The organism is Azospirillum agricola, assembly GCF_020005195.1.
Classification (GTDB): Bacteria; Pseudomonadota; Alphaproteobacteria; order Azospirillales; family Azospirillaceae; genus Azospirillum; species Azospirillum agricola.
Map to the genome: position 1 here is coordinate 1494666 of NZ_JAIFZR010000005.1, position 20079 is coordinate 1514744.

At 69.3% G+C, this 20079-nt stretch carries 18 protein-coding genes and 1 tRNA gene; 11 read left to right on the forward strand and 8 right to left on the reverse strand.

Annotated elements, in window-relative coordinates:
* The first annotated feature begins 76 nt into the window (after nt 1-76).
* The gene (locus JN22_RS22095) at nt 77-994 is read left to right on the forward strand and encodes an N-formylglutamate amidohydrolase (RefSeq protein WP_085555966.1); all 918 of its coding nucleotides are present in this window, start codon (nt 77-79) and stop codon (nt 992-994) included.
* A gap of 113 nt (nt 995-1107) precedes the next feature.
* Here the strand turns inward: JN22_RS22095 and JN22_RS22100 are convergent.
* Nucleotides 1108-1183: transfer RNA gene (locus JN22_RS22100), tRNA-Ala, on the reverse strand.
* A gap of 137 nt (nt 1184-1320) precedes the next feature.
* Nucleotides 1321-1710, reverse strand: a complete 390-nt coding sequence (locus tag JN22_RS22105; RefSeq protein WP_085555967.1) for a TIGR02300 family protein — start codon at nt 1708-1710, stop codon at nt 1321-1323.
* 452 nt (nt 1711-2162) lie between these two features.
* Here JN22_RS22105 and aroA point away from each other — a divergent pair, with 452 nt between their 5' ends.
* From aroA to JN22_RS22130, 5 genes are all read left to right on the forward strand, one after another.
* A complete protein-coding gene (aroA, locus tag JN22_RS22110; protein WP_085555968.1) occupies nt 2163-3500 on the forward strand; it encodes a 3-phosphoshikimate 1-carboxyvinyltransferase in 1338 nt (445 codons plus the stop codon).
* Nucleotides 3501-3522: 22 nt separating this feature from the next.
* Nucleotides 3523-4179, forward strand: a complete 657-nt coding sequence (gene cmk / locus JN22_RS22115; protein ID WP_085557290.1) for a (d)CMP kinase — start codon at nt 3523-3525, stop codon at nt 4177-4179.
* A 180-nt stretch (nt 4180-4359) separates the two neighbouring features.
* Complete coding sequence (gene rpsA, locus JN22_RS22120; RefSeq protein ID WP_085555969.1) at nt 4360-6066, forward strand: 30S ribosomal protein S1; 1707 nt, start codon at nt 4360-4362, stop codon at nt 6064-6066.
* A 339-nt stretch (nt 6067-6405) separates the two neighbouring features.
* On the forward strand, nt 6406-8052 hold the full coding sequence (locus JN22_RS22125) for an HD domain-containing phosphohydrolase (protein WP_085555970.1): 1647 nt from the start codon (nt 6406-6408) through the stop codon (nt 8050-8052).
* A gap of 244 nt (nt 8053-8296) precedes the next feature.
* A complete protein-coding gene (locus JN22_RS22130) occupies nt 8297-8764 on the forward strand; it encodes a preQ0 transporter (protein ID WP_085555971.1) in 468 nt (155 codons plus the stop codon).
* 79 nt (nt 8765-8843) lie between these two features.
* Here the strand turns inward: JN22_RS22130 and JN22_RS22135 are convergent, their stop codons facing one another.
* Nucleotides 8844-9521: a ChrR family anti-sigma-E factor gene (locus JN22_RS22135; RefSeq protein WP_085555972.1), complete on the reverse strand. Its 678-nt coding sequence runs from the start codon at nt 9519-9521 to the stop codon at nt 8844-8846.
* The gene (locus tag JN22_RS22140; RefSeq protein WP_085555973.1) at nt 9518-10093 is read right to left on the reverse strand and encodes a sigma-70 family RNA polymerase sigma factor; all 576 of its coding nucleotides are present in this window, start codon (nt 10091-10093) and stop codon (nt 9518-9520) included. Before JN22_RS22140 ends, JN22_RS22135 begins: the two co-directional genes overlap by 4 nt.
* A gap of 289 nt (nt 10094-10382) precedes the next feature.
* On the opposite strand from JN22_RS22140, the gene JN22_RS22145 reads away from it, so the two are divergent.
* From JN22_RS22145 to JN22_RS22155, 3 genes are all read left to right on the forward strand, one after another.
* On the forward strand, nt 10383-10928 hold the full coding sequence (locus JN22_RS22145) for an invasion associated locus B family protein (protein WP_085555974.1): 546 nt from the start codon (nt 10383-10385) through the stop codon (nt 10926-10928).
* Nucleotides 10929-11018: 90 nt separating this feature from the next.
* On the forward strand, nt 11019-12185 hold the full coding sequence (gene rlmN / locus JN22_RS22150) for a 23S rRNA (adenine(2503)-C(2))-methyltransferase RlmN (protein WP_085555975.1): 1167 nt from the start codon (nt 11019-11021) through the stop codon (nt 12183-12185).
* 147 nt (nt 12186-12332) lie between these two features.
* The gene (locus tag JN22_RS22155) at nt 12333-13946 is read left to right on the forward strand and encodes an ABC transporter substrate-binding protein (RefSeq protein ID WP_085555976.1); all 1614 of its coding nucleotides are present in this window, start codon (nt 12333-12335) and stop codon (nt 13944-13946) included.
* 15 nt (nt 13947-13961) lie between these two features.
* Here JN22_RS22155 and JN22_RS22160 read toward each other — a convergent pair whose 3' ends face one another.
* Nucleotides 13962-14561: an isochorismatase family protein gene (locus JN22_RS22160; protein ID WP_085555977.1), complete on the reverse strand. Its 600-nt coding sequence runs from the start codon at nt 14559-14561 to the stop codon at nt 13962-13964.
* An 87-nt stretch (nt 14562-14648) separates the two neighbouring features.
* On the opposite strand from JN22_RS22160, the gene JN22_RS22165 reads away from it, so the two are divergent.
* Nucleotides 14649-15542 carry a LysR family transcriptional regulator gene (locus tag JN22_RS22165; RefSeq protein ID WP_085555978.1) on the forward strand — a complete coding sequence of 298 codons (894 nt, stop codon included), beginning with the start codon at nt 14649-14651 and terminating at the stop codon, nt 15540-15542.
* A 152-nt stretch (nt 15543-15694) separates the two neighbouring features.
* On the forward strand, nt 15695-17311 hold the full coding sequence (gene cimA / locus JN22_RS22170; RefSeq protein WP_085555979.1) for a citramalate synthase: 1617 nt from the start codon (nt 15695-15697) through the stop codon (nt 17309-17311).
* Between the two features lie 25 nt (nt 17312-17336).
* Here cimA and JN22_RS22175 read toward each other — a convergent pair whose 3' ends face one another.
* From JN22_RS22175 to dapD, 3 genes are all read right to left on the reverse strand, one after another.
* Complete coding sequence (locus JN22_RS22175; protein WP_085555980.1) at nt 17337-17906, reverse strand: hypothetical protein; 570 nt, start codon at nt 17904-17906, stop codon at nt 17337-17339.
* A gap of 8 nt (nt 17907-17914) precedes the next feature.
* Nucleotides 17915-19087, reverse strand: coding sequence for a succinyl-diaminopimelate desuccinylase (dapE, locus tag JN22_RS22180; RefSeq protein WP_085555981.1), 1173 nt, complete (start codon nt 19085-19087; stop codon nt 17915-17917).
* 74 nt (nt 19088-19161) lie between these two features.
* Nucleotides 19162-20004: a 2,3,4,5-tetrahydropyridine-2,6-dicarboxylate N-succinyltransferase gene (dapD, locus tag JN22_RS22185; protein WP_085555982.1), complete on the reverse strand. Its 843-nt coding sequence runs from the start codon at nt 20002-20004 to the stop codon at nt 19162-19164.
* Between the last annotated feature and the right edge of the window lie 75 nt (nt 20005-20079).

Sequence of the window (20079 nt, forward strand, 5' to 3'; positions counted from 1 at the left end):
TTTTTCCCGAAGCGCTCTCCGCGGCGCCCGCGCGGCGGTGACAGACGCCCCCCTGTCCATTACATCAGTTGCCAGCATGGACGCGCAGAACGACGCCTTCGCCGGTTCGGTGCCGGCTTTCGAGATCCTGGCTCCCACAAGCCGGGTCCTGCCGCTCGTCCTGGCCTCGCCGCACAGCGGCAGCCACTACCCCCCTGATTTCCTTGCCGCCGCCCGTCTGGACGCGCGGGCTCTGCGCAAGTCGGAGGATTGCTTCGTCGACGAGATTTTCGCCTTCGCCCCGACGCTTGGCGTGCCGATGATCCGTGCGCTGTTTCCGCGCGCCTTCCTCGACGCCAACCGCGAAGCCTACGAGCTCGATCCGGAGATGTTCGCCGACCCGCTGCCGGCCTACGTCAACACCCGCTCGCCGCGCGTCGCCGCCGGGCTCGGCACCATCGCCCGCGTCGTCGCCAACGGCGAGGACATCTACAAAGGGAAGCTGCGCTTCGCCGAGGCGATGGACCGGGTCGAGCGCTATTACACCCCCTACCACACGGCCCTGCGCCGTCTGGTCGAGGAAACGCGCGGCGCCTTCGGTCATGCGCTGCTGATCGACTGCCATTCCATGCCGTCGCCGGGGGCGGGGCAGGGGGGCAGGCAGGGGGCCGGAGGGTCGGGCGGCGATCGTGGCCGCAACCGGCCCGACATCGTGCTGGGCGATTGTTACGGCAACGCCTGCGCCGCCGCCGTCATCAACGCCGCCGAGCAGTTCCTGCGCGGGATGGGCTACAAAGTCAGCCGCAACAACCCCTATGCCGGCGGCTACACCACCCGCCATTACGGGCGCCCGCGCCAGGGCATCCACGCGCTACAGATCGAGATCGCCCGCGACCTGTACATGGACGAGGCGGCCTTGACCCGTCTGCCCTTCCTCGACGTGCTGACGCGGCACATGGGCGAACTGGTCGACACGCTCGGGCGGCTGCCCTCGACCGGCCTCGAGCCGCGCTGACCCTGGCGTATCGCGGGGGCGCGGGGCTGGGGAAGCGCCGGTCTGTTGTCTGCCGGCGCCGCACGAACAAAAACGAGGGCCCAGCCGTTTCCAGCTGGACCCTCGTTTTTATTTGGTGGAGCCAAGGAGGATCGAACTCCTGACCTCTACAATGCCATTGTAGCGCTCTCCCAGCTGAGCTATGGCCCCGGAACTCTGGGAGCCGGTCGTTTCCGCCCGGCGTCGGTGGAGCGGGATATTAGCCAGGAGCCAATGCGATGCAAGCGAAAAATTCGAAGCGTCGCCGTTTTTTCTCCAGCCACCCGCAACCACCGCAAAAAGCGGTGTTACCGCTCCTCCTCGTCCTCGCCCTCGACGTCGACGACCTCGTCCATGTCGTCCTCGCCCAGTTCGGACGTGTCCTCGATCAGGACGTCGTCCTCGTCCTCGGCGTCGTCGGCCTCCTCGATGTCCTCGACCGACACCTCGTCGTCGGAGCCTTCGAGTTCCGCCGCCTCGCTGTCCTCGGTTTCGCTCTCGGCATCCTCGTCCTCGACGACGGCGGCCTTCTTGGTGTCGTCAGCCGGGGCCGGACGGGCCTTGCGGGACTTCAGCAGCGCCTCGGGATCGAACTGCGCGCCGCAGCTTGGGCAGACCGGCGGGTCCTTGCGCATGTCGTAATAGCGAGCGCCACAGCTCGGGCAGATGCGCTTGACGCCCCATTCGGGTTTGGCCACGCCACGTCCTCCGTCACACATTTCAGGGATTCTCAAGTGGCGCCCTTTGCCATGACGGCGAGCGCTTGTCAAAAAAAAGATGATGAGCCCAAGAGCGCCGTTTTCCTTGCCGGTTCCCCGCCGGTTCTCCGATCGCGGGGCGGCGGCAAGGCGGTGGGAAAGCGGGGCGCCGGAAGGTTCCGCCGACGCCGGGGCGGGCGATGGAGCATGCCCTCCGGACAGCGGCCATCTTTATTTATTGTTAACCATAAACCGCTAAAACAGAAGCCGCACACCGTGCAACTCCTCCATTTGGTTTCCTCCTTGAACTCGGGGCCGTCTTCGGACGGCCCTTTTCGTTTCGGCCGCCCTTGGCGCCGCCGAACCGGCCGGGCGCATCCCCTCGCATCGCGCACGCCCCTGTGCTAGGTACCTCCGACCCAGTCCGTTTCCATGTCCGAGGGCCTAATCCCATGTCGCAGGCAAAGCCGCTGCGCTCGTCGTCCACCGGTGCGCTCAAGGGCACCATCCGCGTGCCGGGCGACAAGTCGATCTCGCACCGGTCGCTGATGCTGGGCGCCGTCGCGGTCGGCGAGACCGTGATCCACGGCCTGCTGGAGGGCGAGGACGTGCTGCACACCGCAGCATCGATGCGCCTGCTCGGCGCCCAGGCGGAGCGCGACGCCGACGGCGTCTGGCGGGTGCGCGGCGTCGGGCTCGGCGCGCTGGCGGAGCCGGCGCAGGTGCTCGACATGGGCAACAGCGGCACCGCCGCGCGGCTGCTGATGGGCTTGGTCGCCGCCCACCCGATCACCTGCGTGTTCACCGGCGACGCCTCGCTGAACAAGCGGCCGATGGCCCGCGTCACCACGCCGCTGGAGCAGATGGGCGCGCGCTTCGTCGGGCGCTCCGGCGGGCGGCTGCCGCTGACCGTCGTCGGCAGCGACGCGATGACCCCGATCACCTACCGGCTGCCGGTGGCCTCGGCCCAGGTCAAGTCGGCGATCATCCTCGCCGGCCTCAACACCCCCGGCGCCACCACGGTGATCGAGGCCGAGCCGACCCGCGACCACACCGAGCTGATGCTGCGCCATTTCGGCGCCACCGTCACCACCGAGCGGTTGGAGGACGGCGCGCTCGCCGTCACCGTCGTCGGCCAGCCGGAGCTGACCGGCCGCACCATCCATGTGCCGTCCGACCCCAGCTCCGCCGCCTTCCCGGTGGTCGCCGCCCTGCTGCGGCCGGGCTCGGAGGTGCTGCTGAACGACGTCGGCATGAACCCGCGCCGCACCGGCCTGTTCGACACGCTGGTCGAGATGGGCGCCGACATCGCTTTCGAGAACCGCCGCGACCAGGCCGGCGAGCCGGTGGCCGACCTGCGGGTCCGCCACGGCCGCCTGAAGGGGGTCGTGGTTCCCGCCGACCGCGCGCCCAGCATGATCGACGAGTATCCGGTGCTGGCCGCCGCCGCCGCCTGCGCCGAGGGCACCACGGTGATGCTCGGCCTCAAGGAACTGCGGGTGAAGGAGAGCGACCGCCTCGCCATGGTCGCCGAGGGGCTGACCCGCTGCGGCGTCTCGGTCGAGGTCGGCGCCGACGACAGCCTGACCGTTCACGGGACCGGCGGCGCGCCGAAGGGCGGGGCGACCGTCGCCACCGCCATGGACCACCGCATCGCCATGAGCTTCCTGGTGCTCGGCACGGCGTCCGCCGAACCGATCCAGGTCGATGACGGCGCCTTCATCGAGACCAGCTTCCCCGGCTTCTCGGCGCTGATGAACGGGCTGGGCGCCCGGATCGACGAGGTTTGAGGCGATGAGCAGGACGAACCCGGTGGTCATCGCCATCGACGGCCCGGCCGCCAGCGGCAAGGGCACGCTGTCCCAGCGCATCGCCGACGCCTTCGGGCTGGCGCATCTCGACACCGGGGTGCTGTACCGCGCGGTCGGCGTCTCGGTGCTGCGCGCCGGCGGCGACCCGGCCGACAACGCCGCCGCCGCACGGGCCGCCTACGCGCTCGACCCCGACCACCCGATCCTGCGCGAGGTCGAGCTGCGCACCGACGCGGCGGCCCAGGCCGCCAGCAAGGTCGCCGCGGTGCCGGAGGTGCGCGCCGCGCTGCTCGACTTCCAGCGCCGCTTCACCCAGCACCCGCCGGGCGGCGCGCCGGGCTCCGTGCTCGACGGGCGCGACATCGGCACGGTGGTCTGCCCCGAGGCCGACGCCAAGCTGTTCGTTACCGCTTCGGTGGAGGTCCGGGCCGAGCGCCGACTCAAGGAGTTGCGGAATCGGGGGATTCCCGCTATACCGTCCGACGTCCTGGAGGACATGAAGGCTCGTGACGCGCGCGACAGCCAGAGAGCGGTGGCCCCGCTCCGTCCGGCTGCCGACGCTTTTGTGCTTGATACCTCCGCTCTCGACGCCGACGAGGTGTTCGCACGGGCGGTCGCGCACATCGGCTCCAAGACCGGATTGCGGCCAACGGCGTAACCGCCGGAACGGCTCCGCACCGGTCGGTTGGGCGCGGAGAGGCCGGACATCCTCCACGGAAAACCATCAACCAAGTCGCCGGGCGTGGTGCCCGGCGCGGCGGTTCGGTCGAGGTCCCACCCGTATTGCCGCGGATGGGACCGGAACGGGGCCGCTTTTGCGCCACCTTTAGGAGTTTCAATGGCACAAGCACTGGCTCGCACGGTCGAAAAGGAAAGCTTCGCGGCTCTGTTGGATGAGTCGCTGGGCGCGGCCGAGTCGCTCGAAGGCACGGTCGTCAAGGGACGCGTCGTCGCCGTCGAGAACGACATGGTCACCATCGACGTCGGCCTGAAGTCGGAAGGCCGCGTCGCGCTGAAGGAATTCGCCGTCGCCGGCCAGCCGCCCGAGCTGAAGGCGGGCGACACCGTCGAGGTCTACCTCGAGCGGATGGAAGACAAGAACGGCGAGGCGATGCTGAGCCGTGAGAAGGCGAAGCGCGAGGAAGCCTGGGCGCTGCTGGAGAAGTCCTTCACCGACCAGAGCCGCGTCACCGGCGTGATCTTCGGTCGCGTCAAGGGCGGCTTCACGGTCGACCTGTCGGGCGCCGTCGCCTTCCTGCCGGGTTCGCAGGTCGACATCCGTCCGGTCCGCGACATCTCGCCGCTGCTGGGCACCCCGCAGCCCTTCCAGATCCTGAAGATGGACCGCTCGCGCGGCAACATCGTCGTGTCGCGCCGCGCCGTGCTCGAGGAGAGCCGTGCGGAGGCCCGTTCGGAGCTGGTGGCCAACCTCAAGGAAGGCCAGATCCTCCAGGGTGTCGTCAAGAACATCACCGACTACGGCGCGTTCGTGGATCTGGGTGGCGTCGACGGCCTGCTGCACGTCACCGACATCGCGTGGCGCCGCATCAACCACCCGTCGGAGGCCCTGCAGATCGGCCAGACCGTCACGGTCCAGGTCATCCGCTTCAACCCCGAGACCCAGCGCATCAGCCTCGGCATGAAGCAGCTGGAGGCAGATCCGTGGGAAGGCGTCGAAGCCAAGTACCCGGTCAGCGCCAAGTTCAAGGGCCGCGTCACCAACATCACCGACTACGGCGCCTTCGTGGAGCTGGAGCCGGGGATCGAGGGCCTGGTCCACGTCTCGGAAATGTCCTGGACCAAGAAGAACGTCCATCCGGGCAAGATCGTGTCGACTTCGCAGGAAGTCGAGGTCATGGTCCTGGACGTCGATCCGCAGAAGCGCCGCATCAGCCTCGGCCTGAAGCAGTGCCTGGACAACCCGTGGGAGACCTTCACCGACAAGTTCGGTCCGGGCACCGAGCTGGAAGGCGAAGTCAAGAACATCACCGAGTTCGGTCTGTTCGTCGGCCTGCCGGGCGACATCGACGGCATGGTGCACATGTCCGATCTCGACTGGAACAAGTCGGGTGAAGAGGCGATCGCCGAGTTCAAGAAGGGCGACCGCGTCAAGGTCAAGGTTCTCGACGTCGACGTCGAGAAGGAGCGCATCAGCCTCGGCATCAAGCAGCTGGCCAGCGATCCCTTCGAGTCGGCCACGGCCGGCCTGAAGAAGAACGAGGTCGTGACCTGCACCGTGACGCAGGTGACGGACGGCGGCATCGAAGTCACCGTCGGCGAGGGCTACACCGGCTTCATCCGCAAGTCGGACCTGTCCCGCGACCGCGCCGAACAGCGCCCGGACCGTTTCGCCGTCGGCGAGAAGGTCGACGCCAAGGTCACCCAGATTGACCGCGGCTCCCGCCGCATCTCGCTGTCCATCAAGGCCCGCGAGATGGAGGAGGAGAAGCAGGCGATGGCCGAGTATGGTTCGTCCGACTCGGGTGCTTCGCTGGGCGACATCCTGGGCGCCGCTCTGAAGCGCAAGCAGCAGAACGACGAGTGATCGGACGGCTTCCGGCCCTTCTCCGCCACGGCGGGGGAGGGGCGGGGGCACCGATGACCGGGTGAGAGTAAGGAGAAGGCCGCTTCCCGTCGGGGAGCGGCCTTTTTCGTTGGGGCGGACACGCCCTTCCGCCCACGAAGCCCTTCTCCCTCGGGGAGAGGGGCTCAAGTTGGCGCCCGTGGATGGAGAGGGGCCGGACACGCCCGAAAGAGTGGAGGCTGCGGCGCCGTAACGCGGGCAACGCTTCGTGGGCGAACCGACAACGGTTGAATGAGTGGTCTGGCGCGGGTATTTTTTGTTTTGCGCGCGACCGGCGCGCGCAAAAGCCTCGGAAAATCCATGCTCCACGACGACGCCCGGCCGGAAGAGGCCAATTCCCCCACGCCCGCCAAGGCGCCCTTCAAGATCCTCGTCGTCGACGGCGATCCCGCGTTGCTGGCGATGGCGCGCGAGGCCGTGCGGGGCGTCACCGTCGAGGGGGCCGGCGTCGAGGCGATCGGCGCCGCCACGGCCGCCGAGGCGCGCGAGACGCTGTACGACCACCCCGACATCGCGCTGATCCTGCTGGAGATCGTGTTGGAGACGGAGCGGGCCGGGCTCGATCTCGTCGCCCACATCCGCCAGGATCTCGGCAACCAGCGCACCCGCATCGTCGTCTGCACGGCGCACCCCGACGCGGTCGGCGAGGAGGAGGTGATCGCCGACAACGACGTCGGCGACTACCGCGCCAAGGCGGGGTTGACCGCCCGCGCGCTGCGCACCGCTGTGGTCGGACAACTGCGCACCTTCGCCAGCCTCCAGGCGCTGGCGGCCGGGCGCAAGGGGCTGGCCCGCATGCTGGTGGCGACGACCGGCCTGCTGGAGCTGCGCACGCCGGACACCCTGTTCCCCAACATCCTGCCGCGCGTCGTCGGGCTGCTCGGCATCGGACACCACGCGCTGCTGTGCATCCAGGGCGACACGCTGCCGCGCGACCGCAGGATCCGCGTGCGCGCCTCGACCGGCCGCTTCGCCAAATGGAAGGACGTCGAGGTCGGGGCGCTTGGCGAGGCACGGGTCGAGGCGGCGCTGGAACGGCTGTCGCCGAGCAGTGAAACCATCGTCGAGCCGGACTTTTGCGCGCTGCGCCTGCGCGCCAACGGCGGCATCACCGGCATGATCTACGTCGAGGGCCGCAACGACGGCACGGCGCGCGAGTGGCAGCTGCTGGAGCTGTTCCGCAACAAATGCTCGATCGCCTTCGAGAACGCCCTGCTGTTCGAGGAGCTGAACACCTCGCAGAAGGCGACGGTGCTCGCCATGGGTTCGCTTGCCGAATACAAGGACAACGCGGCGTCGGGCCATCTCCAGCGCATCGAGCGGCTGGTCGGCGAGATTGCCCGCGAGCTGATGCGGCGCGGCCAGTTCGGCAGCGAGCTGGACGCCGACTATGTCGAGAAGGTCGGGCTGGCCGCCCTGCTGCACGACGTCGGCATGCTGAGCGTGTCGGATCAGACGCTGGGCATGCCGGGCGAACTCGCCATCAACGACATGCAGGCGATCCAGCGCCACACCGAGATCGGCCACCGCATCCTGTCGGAGGCGGCGCTCCCCCTGCGCGGACGCTCGCTGCTGTCCATCGCGGCGGAGATCGCGCGCTACCACCACGAGCGCTACGACGGGTCGGGCTATCTGGAGGGGCTGAAGGGCGACGCCATTCCGATCGGCGCCCGGATCATGGCGGTGGCCGACGTGTTCGACGCGCTGATCACCAGCCGGCAGTACCGCGGCGCCTGGACGGTGGAGCAGGCCATCGCCTGGGTCGTCGAACGGTCGGGGCGTGATTTCGACCCGCGCGTGGTCGACGCCTTCGTCATCGTGATCCGGCGCTTCCAGGCCGAGGATCCCGGCTGGTTCCCGAAGGGCGACGGCGGTCCGGGCATGCTGGGCGGCCTGATCGGGCGCAAGCTGCGCGCGCTGTTCGGCGGGCGCGCCCAGGCGCTGTGATCCGGGGGCCGGGCCGGTGGGTTCCGTAAGGCACGGATGAACAGGAATGCGGGTTCCGCCCGTCCACGGATGGGCGGAAGTCGGCGACATCCGTGTTTATCCGCGTCTTTCGCCAGCTCCCCCGCTTCAATCCTCCGGTCCGATCTGTTAGGACAGGCGGCTTCGGGGCGCTCGCATTCACGCGGGGTCTGCTCCGGTCATCGGCGCCCGTATTGCCGCGGGCCGCTTCCGGAGGATCTTGGACATGATCTGGCTCGTCGCCTACATTGGCAGCATTCTTGCCATCAACTACGCCTTCAGCCTGTTCCCGCACCTCGACCTCGTCTGGTCCTGCTGGGCCGGTCTGATCTTCGTCCTGCGCGACATGGTGCAGGTGCGTTTCGGCCACTGGTCGCTCGCCGCCATGCTGGTCGGCACCCTGCTGTCGACCCTGCTGGCCGATCCCTTCGTCGCCACCGCCAGCGTCGCCGCCTTCGCCGTGTCGGAGCTGATCGACTGGGCGGTCTTCACCGTCACCAAGCGCCCCTTGCGCGACCGGCTGTGGCTGAGCGCCGCCCTGTCGGTGCCGGTCGACACCGCGCTGTTCTTCGGCATGCTGGACATCTGGGATCCGGGCGTCTGGGCCGCGAGCCTCGCCTCGAAACTGCTGGGCGTGTCGGTGGTGTGGGCGCTGATGCGCGCCCGCGACGGCCGGTTGCCCGCGACGGCGTGACGGCGTCCCCTTTCCCGCGAAGCAGGGAGGTCGGGGATGGGCAGGGTGGGGCGCGTGAGCGGCCCCACCCGGTCCCGAGTCAGAAATCCATGAAGCGGTTGAGGATGCGCCCGATCGGCCCGGTCAGGCGCAGGCCGCCGATCGTCGCGGACAGGCACAGGCAGCCCTCCGGATCGGCCACCGGCCGGTGCTCGATGGACGGGTCGCCGATGGCGATGTCGCCCGGCTGGAAGGATCCCAACTCGTCGGAGAAGCCGCCTTCCAGCACCACGGTCAGCTCGATGTCGCCATGGGTGTGCTGAGGCACGGCGACGCCGCCCTTCATGCGGACCAGACGGGTGACCGCGCTGGAGCCGGTCCGCAGATCGATGACGGTCATGCCGGGTTGCAGGAAACGCCAGCGCTTGCCCTCCAGACCGCCGCCGAGATAGCCGCGCAGCGGTTCGGGAATGGTTGGCCGCACGGCGGTCGGGTGGTGGGGCGGAGGCTGGAGGGCCGGCCGGCAGGGGGGCGGGCGCTGGGACGTGTCCCGGTCGATGCGGGCGAGCAGCGCGTCCAGGCAGTCGGGCGAGACGGTATCGGGCTCCAGATCGTCGAGCAGGGCGCCGCCCACCGCCTCCATCTCGCCGACCATGCGGCGGCAGCAGGGGCAGAAGGCCATGTGGGTGGCGACGACCAGCGAGGCGCCCTCGCACAGGGCGCCGCCCGCGTAATCGATCAGCAGGGTATCGCCGGGATGGTGGCTGGGCAGGCTCATGCGACATCCCTCAGAGCCTTGCGCAGGCGGTCCATCGCCAGACGCAGGCGTGACTTCACGGTGCCGAGCGGGATGCCGTGCTCGGCGGAGATCACGCTGTGCGGCTTGTCCTCGAAATAGGCCATCCGCAGCAACTCCGCCTGTTCGGGCGGCAAATCCTTCAGGGCGGCGCGCAGCCGGTCGTTGCTTTGGCGCGCCTCCACCCGCCGGTCGGCCGGCTCGTCCGGTTCGGGGACGAGCGCGGGGTCGCTGGGGTCGATCTCCGGCCGCTGCTCGCGGCGCAGCGAATCGACCCGCTTGTTGCGGGCGATGGTGAACACCCAGGTGCTGGCCGACGCCTGGGCCGGATCGTAGGTTTCGGCGCGTCGCCAGACCAACAGCATGACCTCCTGCACAAGCTCCTCGGCTGCGCCGGATTCGCATCCCAGCCGGCGCAGATACGTCTTCAGCCGCGGCGCGAAATGGCCGAACAGCGCCCCGAACGCCAGACGGTCCTGCTCGCGCCCGACGGCGACGAGCAGATCCTCAAGACTCGGGGCCGTGTCGGCCATGGGGGAATGCGTGTCCTGCATTCCTCCATTCAAGGGCAACGGACGCCGCCGCACAAGATGGGGATCTCCATGATCCACCCTCCTATGCCGAATTCGTCCATTCCCCGCCGCGCCGGGCGGTGTCTCGCATCATGCGTTGGTACGCAACCCCCCGCCGTCCGGATCACACAAAAAACCTGAGGACTTGGTTACAGCCGCGACACAATCGCGCGGGCCGGCGGCGGAACCTGCGAGGCGCCCTTGGAAAGCCGCGCCGGTTTGCGGTAGTGTCCGCCCGACCCACGGAACACCAACGAGCTGTCGCAAAACGATGCTGCCTTTCCGCGCCATCCGCCGCACCGCCGGGGCCGCCCTGGTCCTCGCCGCCTCCCTCCTGGTGATCGCCGGCCCGGCGGGCGCCGCCGACCCCCGTCTTCTCGGCACCTTCAAGGATTGGAACGCCTTCGCGTTCGAGGAGAAGGGCAGCAAGGTCTGCTACATCTCCAGCCAGCCCAAGAAGAAGGAGCCGGCGGCGGCCAAGCGCGGCGACGTCTATGTGCTGGTCACCCACCGTCCGACGGAAAAGACGCTGGACGTCGTCAGCTTCATCGCCGGCTATCCCTTCAAGAAGGAGAGCGAGACGGTGCTGGACGTCGCCGGCAAATCCTTCAAGCTGTTCACCGACGGCGAGACCGCCTGGGCGCGCGACTCCGACACCGACAAGGCGGTGACGGCCGCCATGCGCGACGCCAAGGGCAAGCCGATGGTCGTCAAGGGGGTCTCCGGCCGCGGCACCAAGACCACCGACACCTACAGCCTGGACGGCCTCGCCCAGGCCTACGACGCGATCAACCAGGCCTGCAACGTGAAGCGCTGACCGGCGCCTTCCGAGGCTTCGAGGGTGGGGAGCCGCAGTTCCTCACTTGGTCTTTTGACTCTTGCGCCTCATGGCCCTATTTAGGGGGCCATGAGCGCCCTCAATCATGCCACCGCCTTCGCCCTGCCGGCCGCTGACGCCGACGGCCGGAAGAACCTCGTCGGTCTGTCCCGCGAAGAGCTGGAAGCCGAAATGCAGTCCATCGGCCTGGAGAAGTTCCGGGCCCGCCAGCTCTGGCACTGGATCTACCACCGTGGCGCCACCGACTTCGCGGTGATGACCACGCTGGCCAAGCCGGTGCGCGAGAAGCTCGCCGACAGCCACGTCATCGCGCGCCCGACGGTCGTCAAGGATCTGAAGTCGGCCGACGGCACCCGGAAATGGCTGCTGCGCATGCCGGACGGGCAGGAGGTGGAGAGCGTCCATATCCCCGAGGAGGACCGCGGCACGCTCTGCGTCTCCTCGCAGGTCGGCTGCACGCTCACCTGCCGTTTCTGCCACACCGGCACGCAGCGTCTGGTGCGCAACCTCGATTCGTCGGAGATCCTGGCGCAGGTGATGCTGGCCCGCGACATGCTGGGCGAATGGCCGGCGCCGCCGGACGGGCGCATGCTGTCCAACATCGTCATGATGGGCATGGGCGAGCCGCTGTTCAATTACGAGAACGTCGCCAAGGCGCTGAAGATCGTCATGGACGGCGACGGCATCTCGATCTCCAAGCGGCGCATCACGCTCTCGACCTCGGGCGTCGTCCCGGCGATGCGGCGCTGCGGCGAGGAGCTGAACGTCAACCTCGCGGTCAGCCTGCACGCGGTGACCGACGAGCTGCGCGACGTCATCATGCCGATCAACAAGAAGTACCCGTTGAGCGAACTGATGGCGGCCTGCCGCGACTATCCCGGCCTGTCCAACGCCCGGCGCATCACCTTCGAGTATGTGATGCTGAAGGGCATCAACGACAGCCCGGCCGACGCCCGCGCGCTGGTCCGGCTGCTGGAGGGCGTGCCGGCGAAGATCAACCTGATCCCCTTCAACCCCTGGCCGGGCGCCCCCTACGAGCGCTCGACCGACCGGGCGATCCAGGTCTTCGGCGACATCGTGAACAACGCCGGCTACGCCAGCCCGGTGCGCACCCCGCGCGGCGAGGACATCATGGCCGCCTGCGGCCAGTTGAAGAGCGCCAGCCTGCGCATGACCGCCGCCGAGCGCGCGGCGATCGACAAGGTCATCGCCGAGAAGGACGCGGAGCTGGTCTGAGCGGAGCCGGCGCCGTCCTGTTTCCCGCCCGTCGCCGACGGGAAACAGGCTTCTTGGCCGGCTTGACGGGCGGGGAACCGCGCGGGATGCTTTCGGGTGCGCACACTGCCGCGCGCCAACGAAAACCCCGCTCGGGAGACGTCAGGGATGCTCCGCTTCAAACACGGCCTGCTCGGTGCCGCCGCTCTCGTCCTCGCCGCCACGGCGCTCACGACCGCGCTGACGGCGCCGGCCGTTGCCGACACGCCGAAGGACTCGCTGGTGATGGCGTGGCAGTTCGACGACATCGTCGGGCTCGACCCCGCCGAGATCTTCGAGCTGTCGGGCGCCGAGTACAGCGCTCAGGTCTATGACCGGCTGATCCATTTCGACGTCAACGACGTCAGCCGGATCGAGGGCGAGGTCGCCGAGAGCTGGACCGTCTCCCCCGACGGCAAGACCTTCACCTTCAAAATCCGCGACGGCATCACGTTCCATTCCGGCAACCCGCTGACCGCCGAGGACGTCGCCTACTCCTTCCGCCGCGCCGTCAAGATGAACAAGGGGCCGGCCTTCATCCTCGGCCAATTCGGCCTGACGCCCGACAACGTCGACGCGATGGTCAGCGCGACCGACCCGCGCACGCTGGTCTTCACCACCGACCAGACCTACGCCCCGACCTTCGTCCTCTACTGCCTGACCGCCGACGTCGCCTCGGTGGTCGATTCCAAGCTGCTGCGGAGCAAGGAGAAGGACGGCGATTTCGGCTCTGCCTGGCTGAGGAACAACTCGGCCGGTTCCGGCCCCTTCTCGCTGCGGCAGTGGAAGGCGAGCGAACTGCTGATGCTCGACGCCAACCCGAAATACTGGCGCGGCGCCCCGGCGCTGAAGCGCGTGCTGATCCGCCAGATCGCCGAGCCGGCGACCCAGCGCCTGCTGCTGGAAAAGGGCGACATCGACATCGCCCGCAACCTGAAGCCGGAGCAGTTCGAGCCGCTGAAGGGAAACAGCGCCGTCCGGCTGGTGCAGTCGCCCAAGGGCACGCTGTGGTACCTCAGCCTGAACCAGAAGAACCCGGTGCTGGCCAAGCCCGAGGTGCGCGAGGCGATGAAGCACCTCGTGGACTATGAGGGGATGGGCAGGACCATCATGAACGGCCAGGGCACCATCCACCAGACCTTCCTGCCCAAGGGCTTCCTCGGCGCGCTCGACGAGAACCCCTACCGTTACGACCCGGCCAAGGCGAAGGAGCTGCTGGCCAAGGCGGGGCTGCCGGACGGCTTCACGGTGACGCTGGACATGCGCAACACCACGCCCACCCAGGACATGGCCCAGGCGATCCAGGCGAGCGCCGCCGCCGCCGGGGTCAGGATCGACATCATCCCCGGCGACGGCAAACAGGTGCTGACCAAGTACCGGGCGCGCAACCACGACCTGATGATCCAGCAATGGGGCGCCGACTACCAGGATCCGCACACCAACGCCGAGACCTTCGCCTCCAACCCCGACAACGGCGACAACGCCAAGTCCAAGCCGCTGGCCTGGCGCAACGCCTGGGACATTCCGGAGCTGACGAAGATCACCGCCTCGGCGGTGATCGAGAGCGACGCGGCCAAGCGCGCGGCGATCTACCAGGATCTCCAGCGCAGGGTGCTGGCCGAATCGCCCTTCGTCATCATGTTCCAGCAGACCGAGGTCATCGCCGAGCGGACCAACGTCTCCGGCATGGTGTGGGGGCCGAGCTTCGACACCAACACCTATTGGAAGGCCGTGAAGAAGTAGGCGTTCGGCCTCGCCTCAGCTCCAGGCGGCGGTGGTCTCGACGATCACCGCCATCCGGTCGCCCAGCCCCGCCAGCTCGGCGCGGTTGAGGACCGCCGCCGGGACCACGCCGCCGACGCCGTCCGGCAGGTCGCGGGTTCCGGTGGCCGCCGCCACCACCGTGTTGCGCCAGCCGAGATCGACGGCCGCCCGCACGGTGCTGCCGACGCAGTTGTGAGTCATGAAGCCGGCGACGATCAGCTCCGTCCGCCCGGTCTCCCGCAGCCTGTCCTGCAACGCGGTGCCGGCGAAGGCGTTGGCCGCCTTCTTCACCACCACCGCCTCGCCGTCCAGCGGAGCCAGCGCCGGGACGATGGCCGAGAGGGGGCCTTCCGGGTTGAACAGCGCGCCGCCCGCCGCTCCGTGATGGACGACATGGACCACCGGCACGCCCTTCGCGCGGGCCAGCGCCAGCAGCGACGCCGCCTCGGCGATGGCGGTTTCGGCGCCGGGCAGCGGCAGGGCGCCGTCGGTGTACTCGCGCTGGAAGTCGATCAGCAGCAGCGCCGCCTTGTCGAGCGGGGCGGGGTGCAACGGCGCGCCGGACAGTTGCAGCAGGGTCTTCGGGGTGGACATGGGCGGCTCCGTCGCTTGGGTTGCCGGTTGGGTCGGATGCGATCCTGCCCGGTTCATCGATGGACCGGAATCCGCTATTCTCGTGCGATGGCTGATCAAAAACGAACAGCGCCCCCCGATTGGGCCCTGGATTGGGACGATCTGCGGGTCTTCCTCGAACTGGCCCGCGCCGGCAGCCTGTCGGCGGCGGCGCGGAGCCTGCGGCTCAGCCACGCGACGGTGGGGCGTCGGCTGGCCGCGCTGGAGGCGGCGCTCGGTCGCACGCTGATGGAACGCCGTCCCGACGGCTACGTCCTGACCGGCGACGGCGAGGCGGCGCGGGCGCTGGCCGAGGCGATGGACGAGGCGGCGCTGGCCATCCGGCGGCGGGAAGGGCAGGGGGAGGGGAGCGGCGGCGGGCTGAGCGGGCTGGTGCGCCTGACCATGACCCAGGCGCTGGCCGACCGTTTCCTGATCCCCCGGCTGGGGCCGCTGCGCGCGGCGCATCCCGGCCTCGACCTGGAGATCATCACCGACAACCGGGTGCTCAGCCTCGCCCGGCGCGAGGCCGATCTGGCGATCCGGCTGGCCCGCCCGCAGCAGGGCGAGCTGATCGGCCGGCGGCTCGCCACGCTGGGCTATGGACTCTACGCCGCTCCCGATGCGCCCGACGCGCTGATCGCCTATGACGAGACGCTGGCCGACCTGCCGGAGGCGCGGTGGCTCGCCCGTCATGGCGGCGGCCGGCGGGTGGCGCTGCGCACCAACAGCGTCCAGGGGCAGCTGGCGGCGGCGGTCGCCGGCTTCGGCATGGCCTTCCTGCCCTGCCTGCTGGCCGAGGGCGTGGCGGGGCTGGAGCGCCGGCCCCTGCCGGGGCCGCCGTTGACCCGCGAGGCGTGGCTGCTGGTCCACCGTGACCGCAAGGATGTTCCGCGCGTCCGCGCGGTGATGGAGCCGATCGTGGCGGTGTTCGAGGCCGAGCGGGAGCGGCTGGAGGGGTGAGGCCATGTGTCCCACCCCGACCGATCCGTTGCGAAAACACCCTCCGTCCCGCAAGTTTCTTGTCAAAACCGTTGAGCCGGCGCGCCGCATCGTCCATTCTCCGGCCTTTCCCAGGGGCGGAACGCTCCCCCAAGGCATCGGGTCAGGCGGTTATGACGGGCGAACGCATCTATCTGTACGACACCACCCTGCGCGACGGCGCGCAGACCCAGGACGTGGATTTCTCGGTCGCCGACAAGATCGCGATTGCCCAGGAGCTGGACCGTCTCGGCATCGACTACATCGAGGGCGGCTGGCCCGGCGCCAACCCGACCGACGACCAGTTCTTCGCCGTGGCGCCGGACCTCGGCCGCGCCACCTTCACCGCCTTCGGCATGACCCGCCGTCCCGGCCGCAGCGCCGCCAACGACCCGCAGCTGACGGCGCTGGCGCAGTCGCGCGCCAAGGCGGTCTGCATGGTCGGCAAGACCTGGGACTTCCACGTCGACGTGGCGCTCGGCATCCCGCGCGAGGAAAACCTCGAGCTGATCCGCGACAGCATCGCCGCGCTGCACGCCGCCAAGGGCGAGGCGCTGTTCGACGCCGAGCATTTCTTCGACGGCTACAAGCGCAACCCGGCCTACGCCGTCCAATGCGTCAAGGCCGCCTTCCAGGCCGGCGCCCGCTGGATCGTGCTGTGCGACACCAACGGCGGCACGCTGCCGCACGAGGTTGAGGCCATCGTCCGCGCGGTGATCGCCGAGCACGGCATTCCCGGCGACCGTCTCGGCATCCACTGCCACAACGACACCGAGAACGCGGTCGCCAACTCGCTGGCGGCGGTGCGGGCCGGGGCGCGCATGGTGCAGGGCACCATCAACGGGCTGGGCGAGCGCTGCGGCAACGCCAACCTCGTCTCGCTGATCCCGTCGCTGATGCTGAAGATGGGGTATGAGACCGGCATCCGCCCCGGGGATCTGCCGCTGCTGACCCAGCTCAGCCGCTCCTTCGACGAGCGGCTGAACCGCGCGCCCAACCGCCACGCACCCTATGTCGGTTCCAGCGCCTTCGCCCACAAGGGCGGGCTGCACGTCTCGGCGGTGGAGAAGGATCCGGCCTCCTACGAGCATGTCGCGCCCGAGGCGGTGGGCAACCGCCGGCAGATCGTCATGTCGGACCAGGCCGGACGCTCGAACATCATCGCGCGGCTGCGCGACATCGGGCTCGACATCGACCCGAGGGACGAGCGGCTGACCCGCCTGCTCGATCTGGTGAAGCAGCGCGACAGCGACGGCTACGCCTACGACACCGCCGAGGCCAGCTTCGAGCTGCTGGTCCGCCGCGAGCTGGGTGCCGGGGAAACGGGCGGGGTGTCGCGCTATTTCGAGCTGCTGCGCTTCCACGTCACCGACGAGCGCCGCTACAACGCGGTCGGCAAGCTGGTGGTGGAATCGGAGGCGGTGGTCCGCGTCAGGGTCGGCAACGAGATCCGGCTGGAGGTGGCGGAGGGCAACGGTCCGGTCCACGCGCTCGACATGGCCATGCGCAAGGCGCTGGAGCCGGCCTATCCGGTGCTGAGGAAGGTCAGCCTGTCCGACTACCGGGTCCGCATCCTGGCGGCCAAGGACGGCACCGGGGCGATGCCGCGCGTGCTGATCCGTTCGGCCGGGCTGGACGGGGCGGAATGGTCGACGCTGGGCGTCTCCACCAACATCATCGAGGCGTCCACCGAGGCGCTGGTCGACAGCTACGCCTACACCCTGATGAAGAGCGGCACGGCGCCGGTCTGACCGGCTCTGGCCAACTCGGGTCCCTCTACAGCAACCCGTCGGCGAAGTCGGTGATCGTCGCCGACAGGAACAGGTCGACCATCACCAGCGCGGCGGCGGCGAGACCGGAGAGGTCCAGCGCCGTCCGCAGCACGAACCACTGGTAGGTCAGCATCGCCATCATCACGCCGAAGACCAGCCCCTCGGCCAGGAAGGCCGGCAGCAGGCCGGTGGCGGACAGCACCATCACCGGCAGATAGACCGTCATCTGGATGACCGACGACCAGTTGTAGGCGGCGACCGCGCCCGGATAGCGCTCGGCCTTGCCCATCAGAAGCGCGATCCGGTGCAGCGCCAGCGGGAAGGCGGTCCAGCTCACCACATAGGCGATGGATTCGACCGTCAGCACCTGAAGCAGCGGCGTGTCCCCGACCTGATCCCACAGCCGGATCGCCAGCAGCAGCGCGTAGCCGGGCAGCACCACCACCGCCGCGTAGAAGGAGGCGAGCGCCCCTTCCGGCGTGCGGTCGATGAGGTCCATACCGCTGCGGTCGAAGCGGGCGAGCCGGTAGGCGCCGGTCAGCGCCGTGAGGATGGCGGCGGCGGTCAGCGGCATCGGCCGGCTCAACCGGCCGGGGGCCGGGAGGTCGGCAGCCGGCTGAACACGTCCTTGAGGATCGCCTCGTAGACCGCGGTCAGGCCGGTCAGGTCGGCGACGGCGGTGTGCTCGTCCACCTTGTGCATGGTCTGGCCGACCAGCCCGAACTCCACCACCGGGCAGAAATTCTTGATGAAGCGCGCGTCCGACGTGCCGCCGGTGGTCGAATATTCCGGGCGGCGGCCGGTGGCGCCCTCGATGGCGTCGGCGACCAGTTCGGTCAGCGGGCCGGGCGCGGTCAGGAAGGATTCGCCGGAGCAATGGATGTCCAGCTCGTAGGCGCCGCCCACCGCGTCGAAGCAGCCGCGCAGCCACGCCTCGATGCTGGCGGGGGTGTGGGCGTCGTTGAAGCGGATGTTGAAGGTCGCCCGCCCTTGCGCCGGGATGACGTTGTTGGCCGGGTTGCCGACGTCGATGGTGGTCAGCGCCAGCGTGGAGGGCTGGAAATGCTCCGTCCCCTCGTCCATCGGCTTCTCGGTGATGGCGGCCAGCATCCGCACCAGACGCGGCAGCGGGTTGTCGGCCAGATGCGGGTAGGCGGTGTGGCCCTGGGCGCCGAGCACGGTCAGGTAGCCGGTCAGGCTGCCGCGCCGGCCGATCTTGATCATGTCGCCGAGCGCCCTGGGGTTGGTCGGCTCGCCGACCACGCAGGCGTCGAGCGTCTCGCCGCGCGCCGCCAGCCAGTCCAGCACCTTCTTCGTGCCGTTGATGGCGACCCCCTCCTCGTCGCCGGTGATCAGCAGGCTGATCGAGCCGGCGGGACGGCCCTCCGTCTCCAGATGGCGGGAGACGGCGGCGACGAAGGCGGCGATGGCGCCCTTCATGTCCACGGCGCCACGGCCGTAGAGCCTGCCGTCGTGGATCTCGGCGGCGAAGGGATCGATCGACCAGCCCTTCAGCTCGCCCGGCGGCACCACGTCGGTGTGGCCGGCGAAACAGAAGTTCGGCCCCTCGGTGCCGAGCCGGGCGTAGAGGTTTTCGACCGGCGCCGTGCCCTCCTGCTCGAAGCGCAGGCGGTGGCAGGTGAAGCCCAGCGGTGTCAGCGCCGCCTCCAGCACGCCCAGCGCGCCGTCGTCGCGCGGGGTGACGCTGGGGCAGCGGATCAGGTCCTGGGCGAGGGCGACGGCGTCGATGGTCATGGGATGGTCCGGTGGTGTGAGGCTTCGCCCGGATCCCCCTCCCCCGGATCGGGAGAGGGAGGGGAGGGCGGACGTCAGTCGCGCAGCAGGTCGTTGATCGCGGTCTTGGCGCGGGTCTTCTCGTCGACGCGCTTGATGATGACGCAGCAGTACAGGCTCGGGCCGGGGGTGCCGTCGGGCAGCGGCTTGCCGGGCAGGTTGCCGGGGACCACCACCGAATAGGCCGGGACGCGGCCGACGAAGACCTCGCCGGTGTGGCGGTCGATGATCTTGGTCGAGGCGCCGATGTAGCAGCCCATCGACACCACCGCGCCGGTCTCGACGATCACGCCCTCGACGATCTCCGACCGGGCGCCGATGAAGCAGTTGTCCTCGATGATGACCGGATCGGCCTGCAACGGCTCCAGCACGCCGCCGATGCCGACGCCGCCCGACAGGTGGACGTTCTTGCCGATCTGGGCGCAGGAGCCGACGGTGACCCAGGTGTCGACCATGGTGCCGCTGTCGACGTAGGCGCCGACGTTGACGAAGCTCGGCATCAGGATGACGCCGGGTGCCACGTAGGAGGACTTGCGGGCGATGGCGCCCGGCAGCGCGCGGAAGCCGGCGGCCTGGAACTGCCCCTCGGTCCAGCCGTCGAACTTCGGCGGCACCTTGTCGTACCAGGAGGAACCGCCGGGGCCGCCGGGGATCATCTCGTTGGCGTTCAGGCGGAAGGACAGCAGCACCGCCTTCTTCAGCCACTGGTTGACCTTCCAGCCGGCATCCGTCTTCTCGGCGACGCGCAGATCGCCGGAATCGAGGGCGGACAGCGCCGCGTCCACCGCCTCGCGGACGGCGCCGGTGGTGGCGGTGCTCAGGCCGTCCCGGTTGTCCCAGGCGGCGTCGATGGTGGCTTGCAGGCTGGCGTGGCTCATGGCGCGGTCGTTCGGCTGTCGAAAATGGCAGGGGACCGCACCATGGAGCCGGCCCGCCCGCCTGTCAACCGGAGG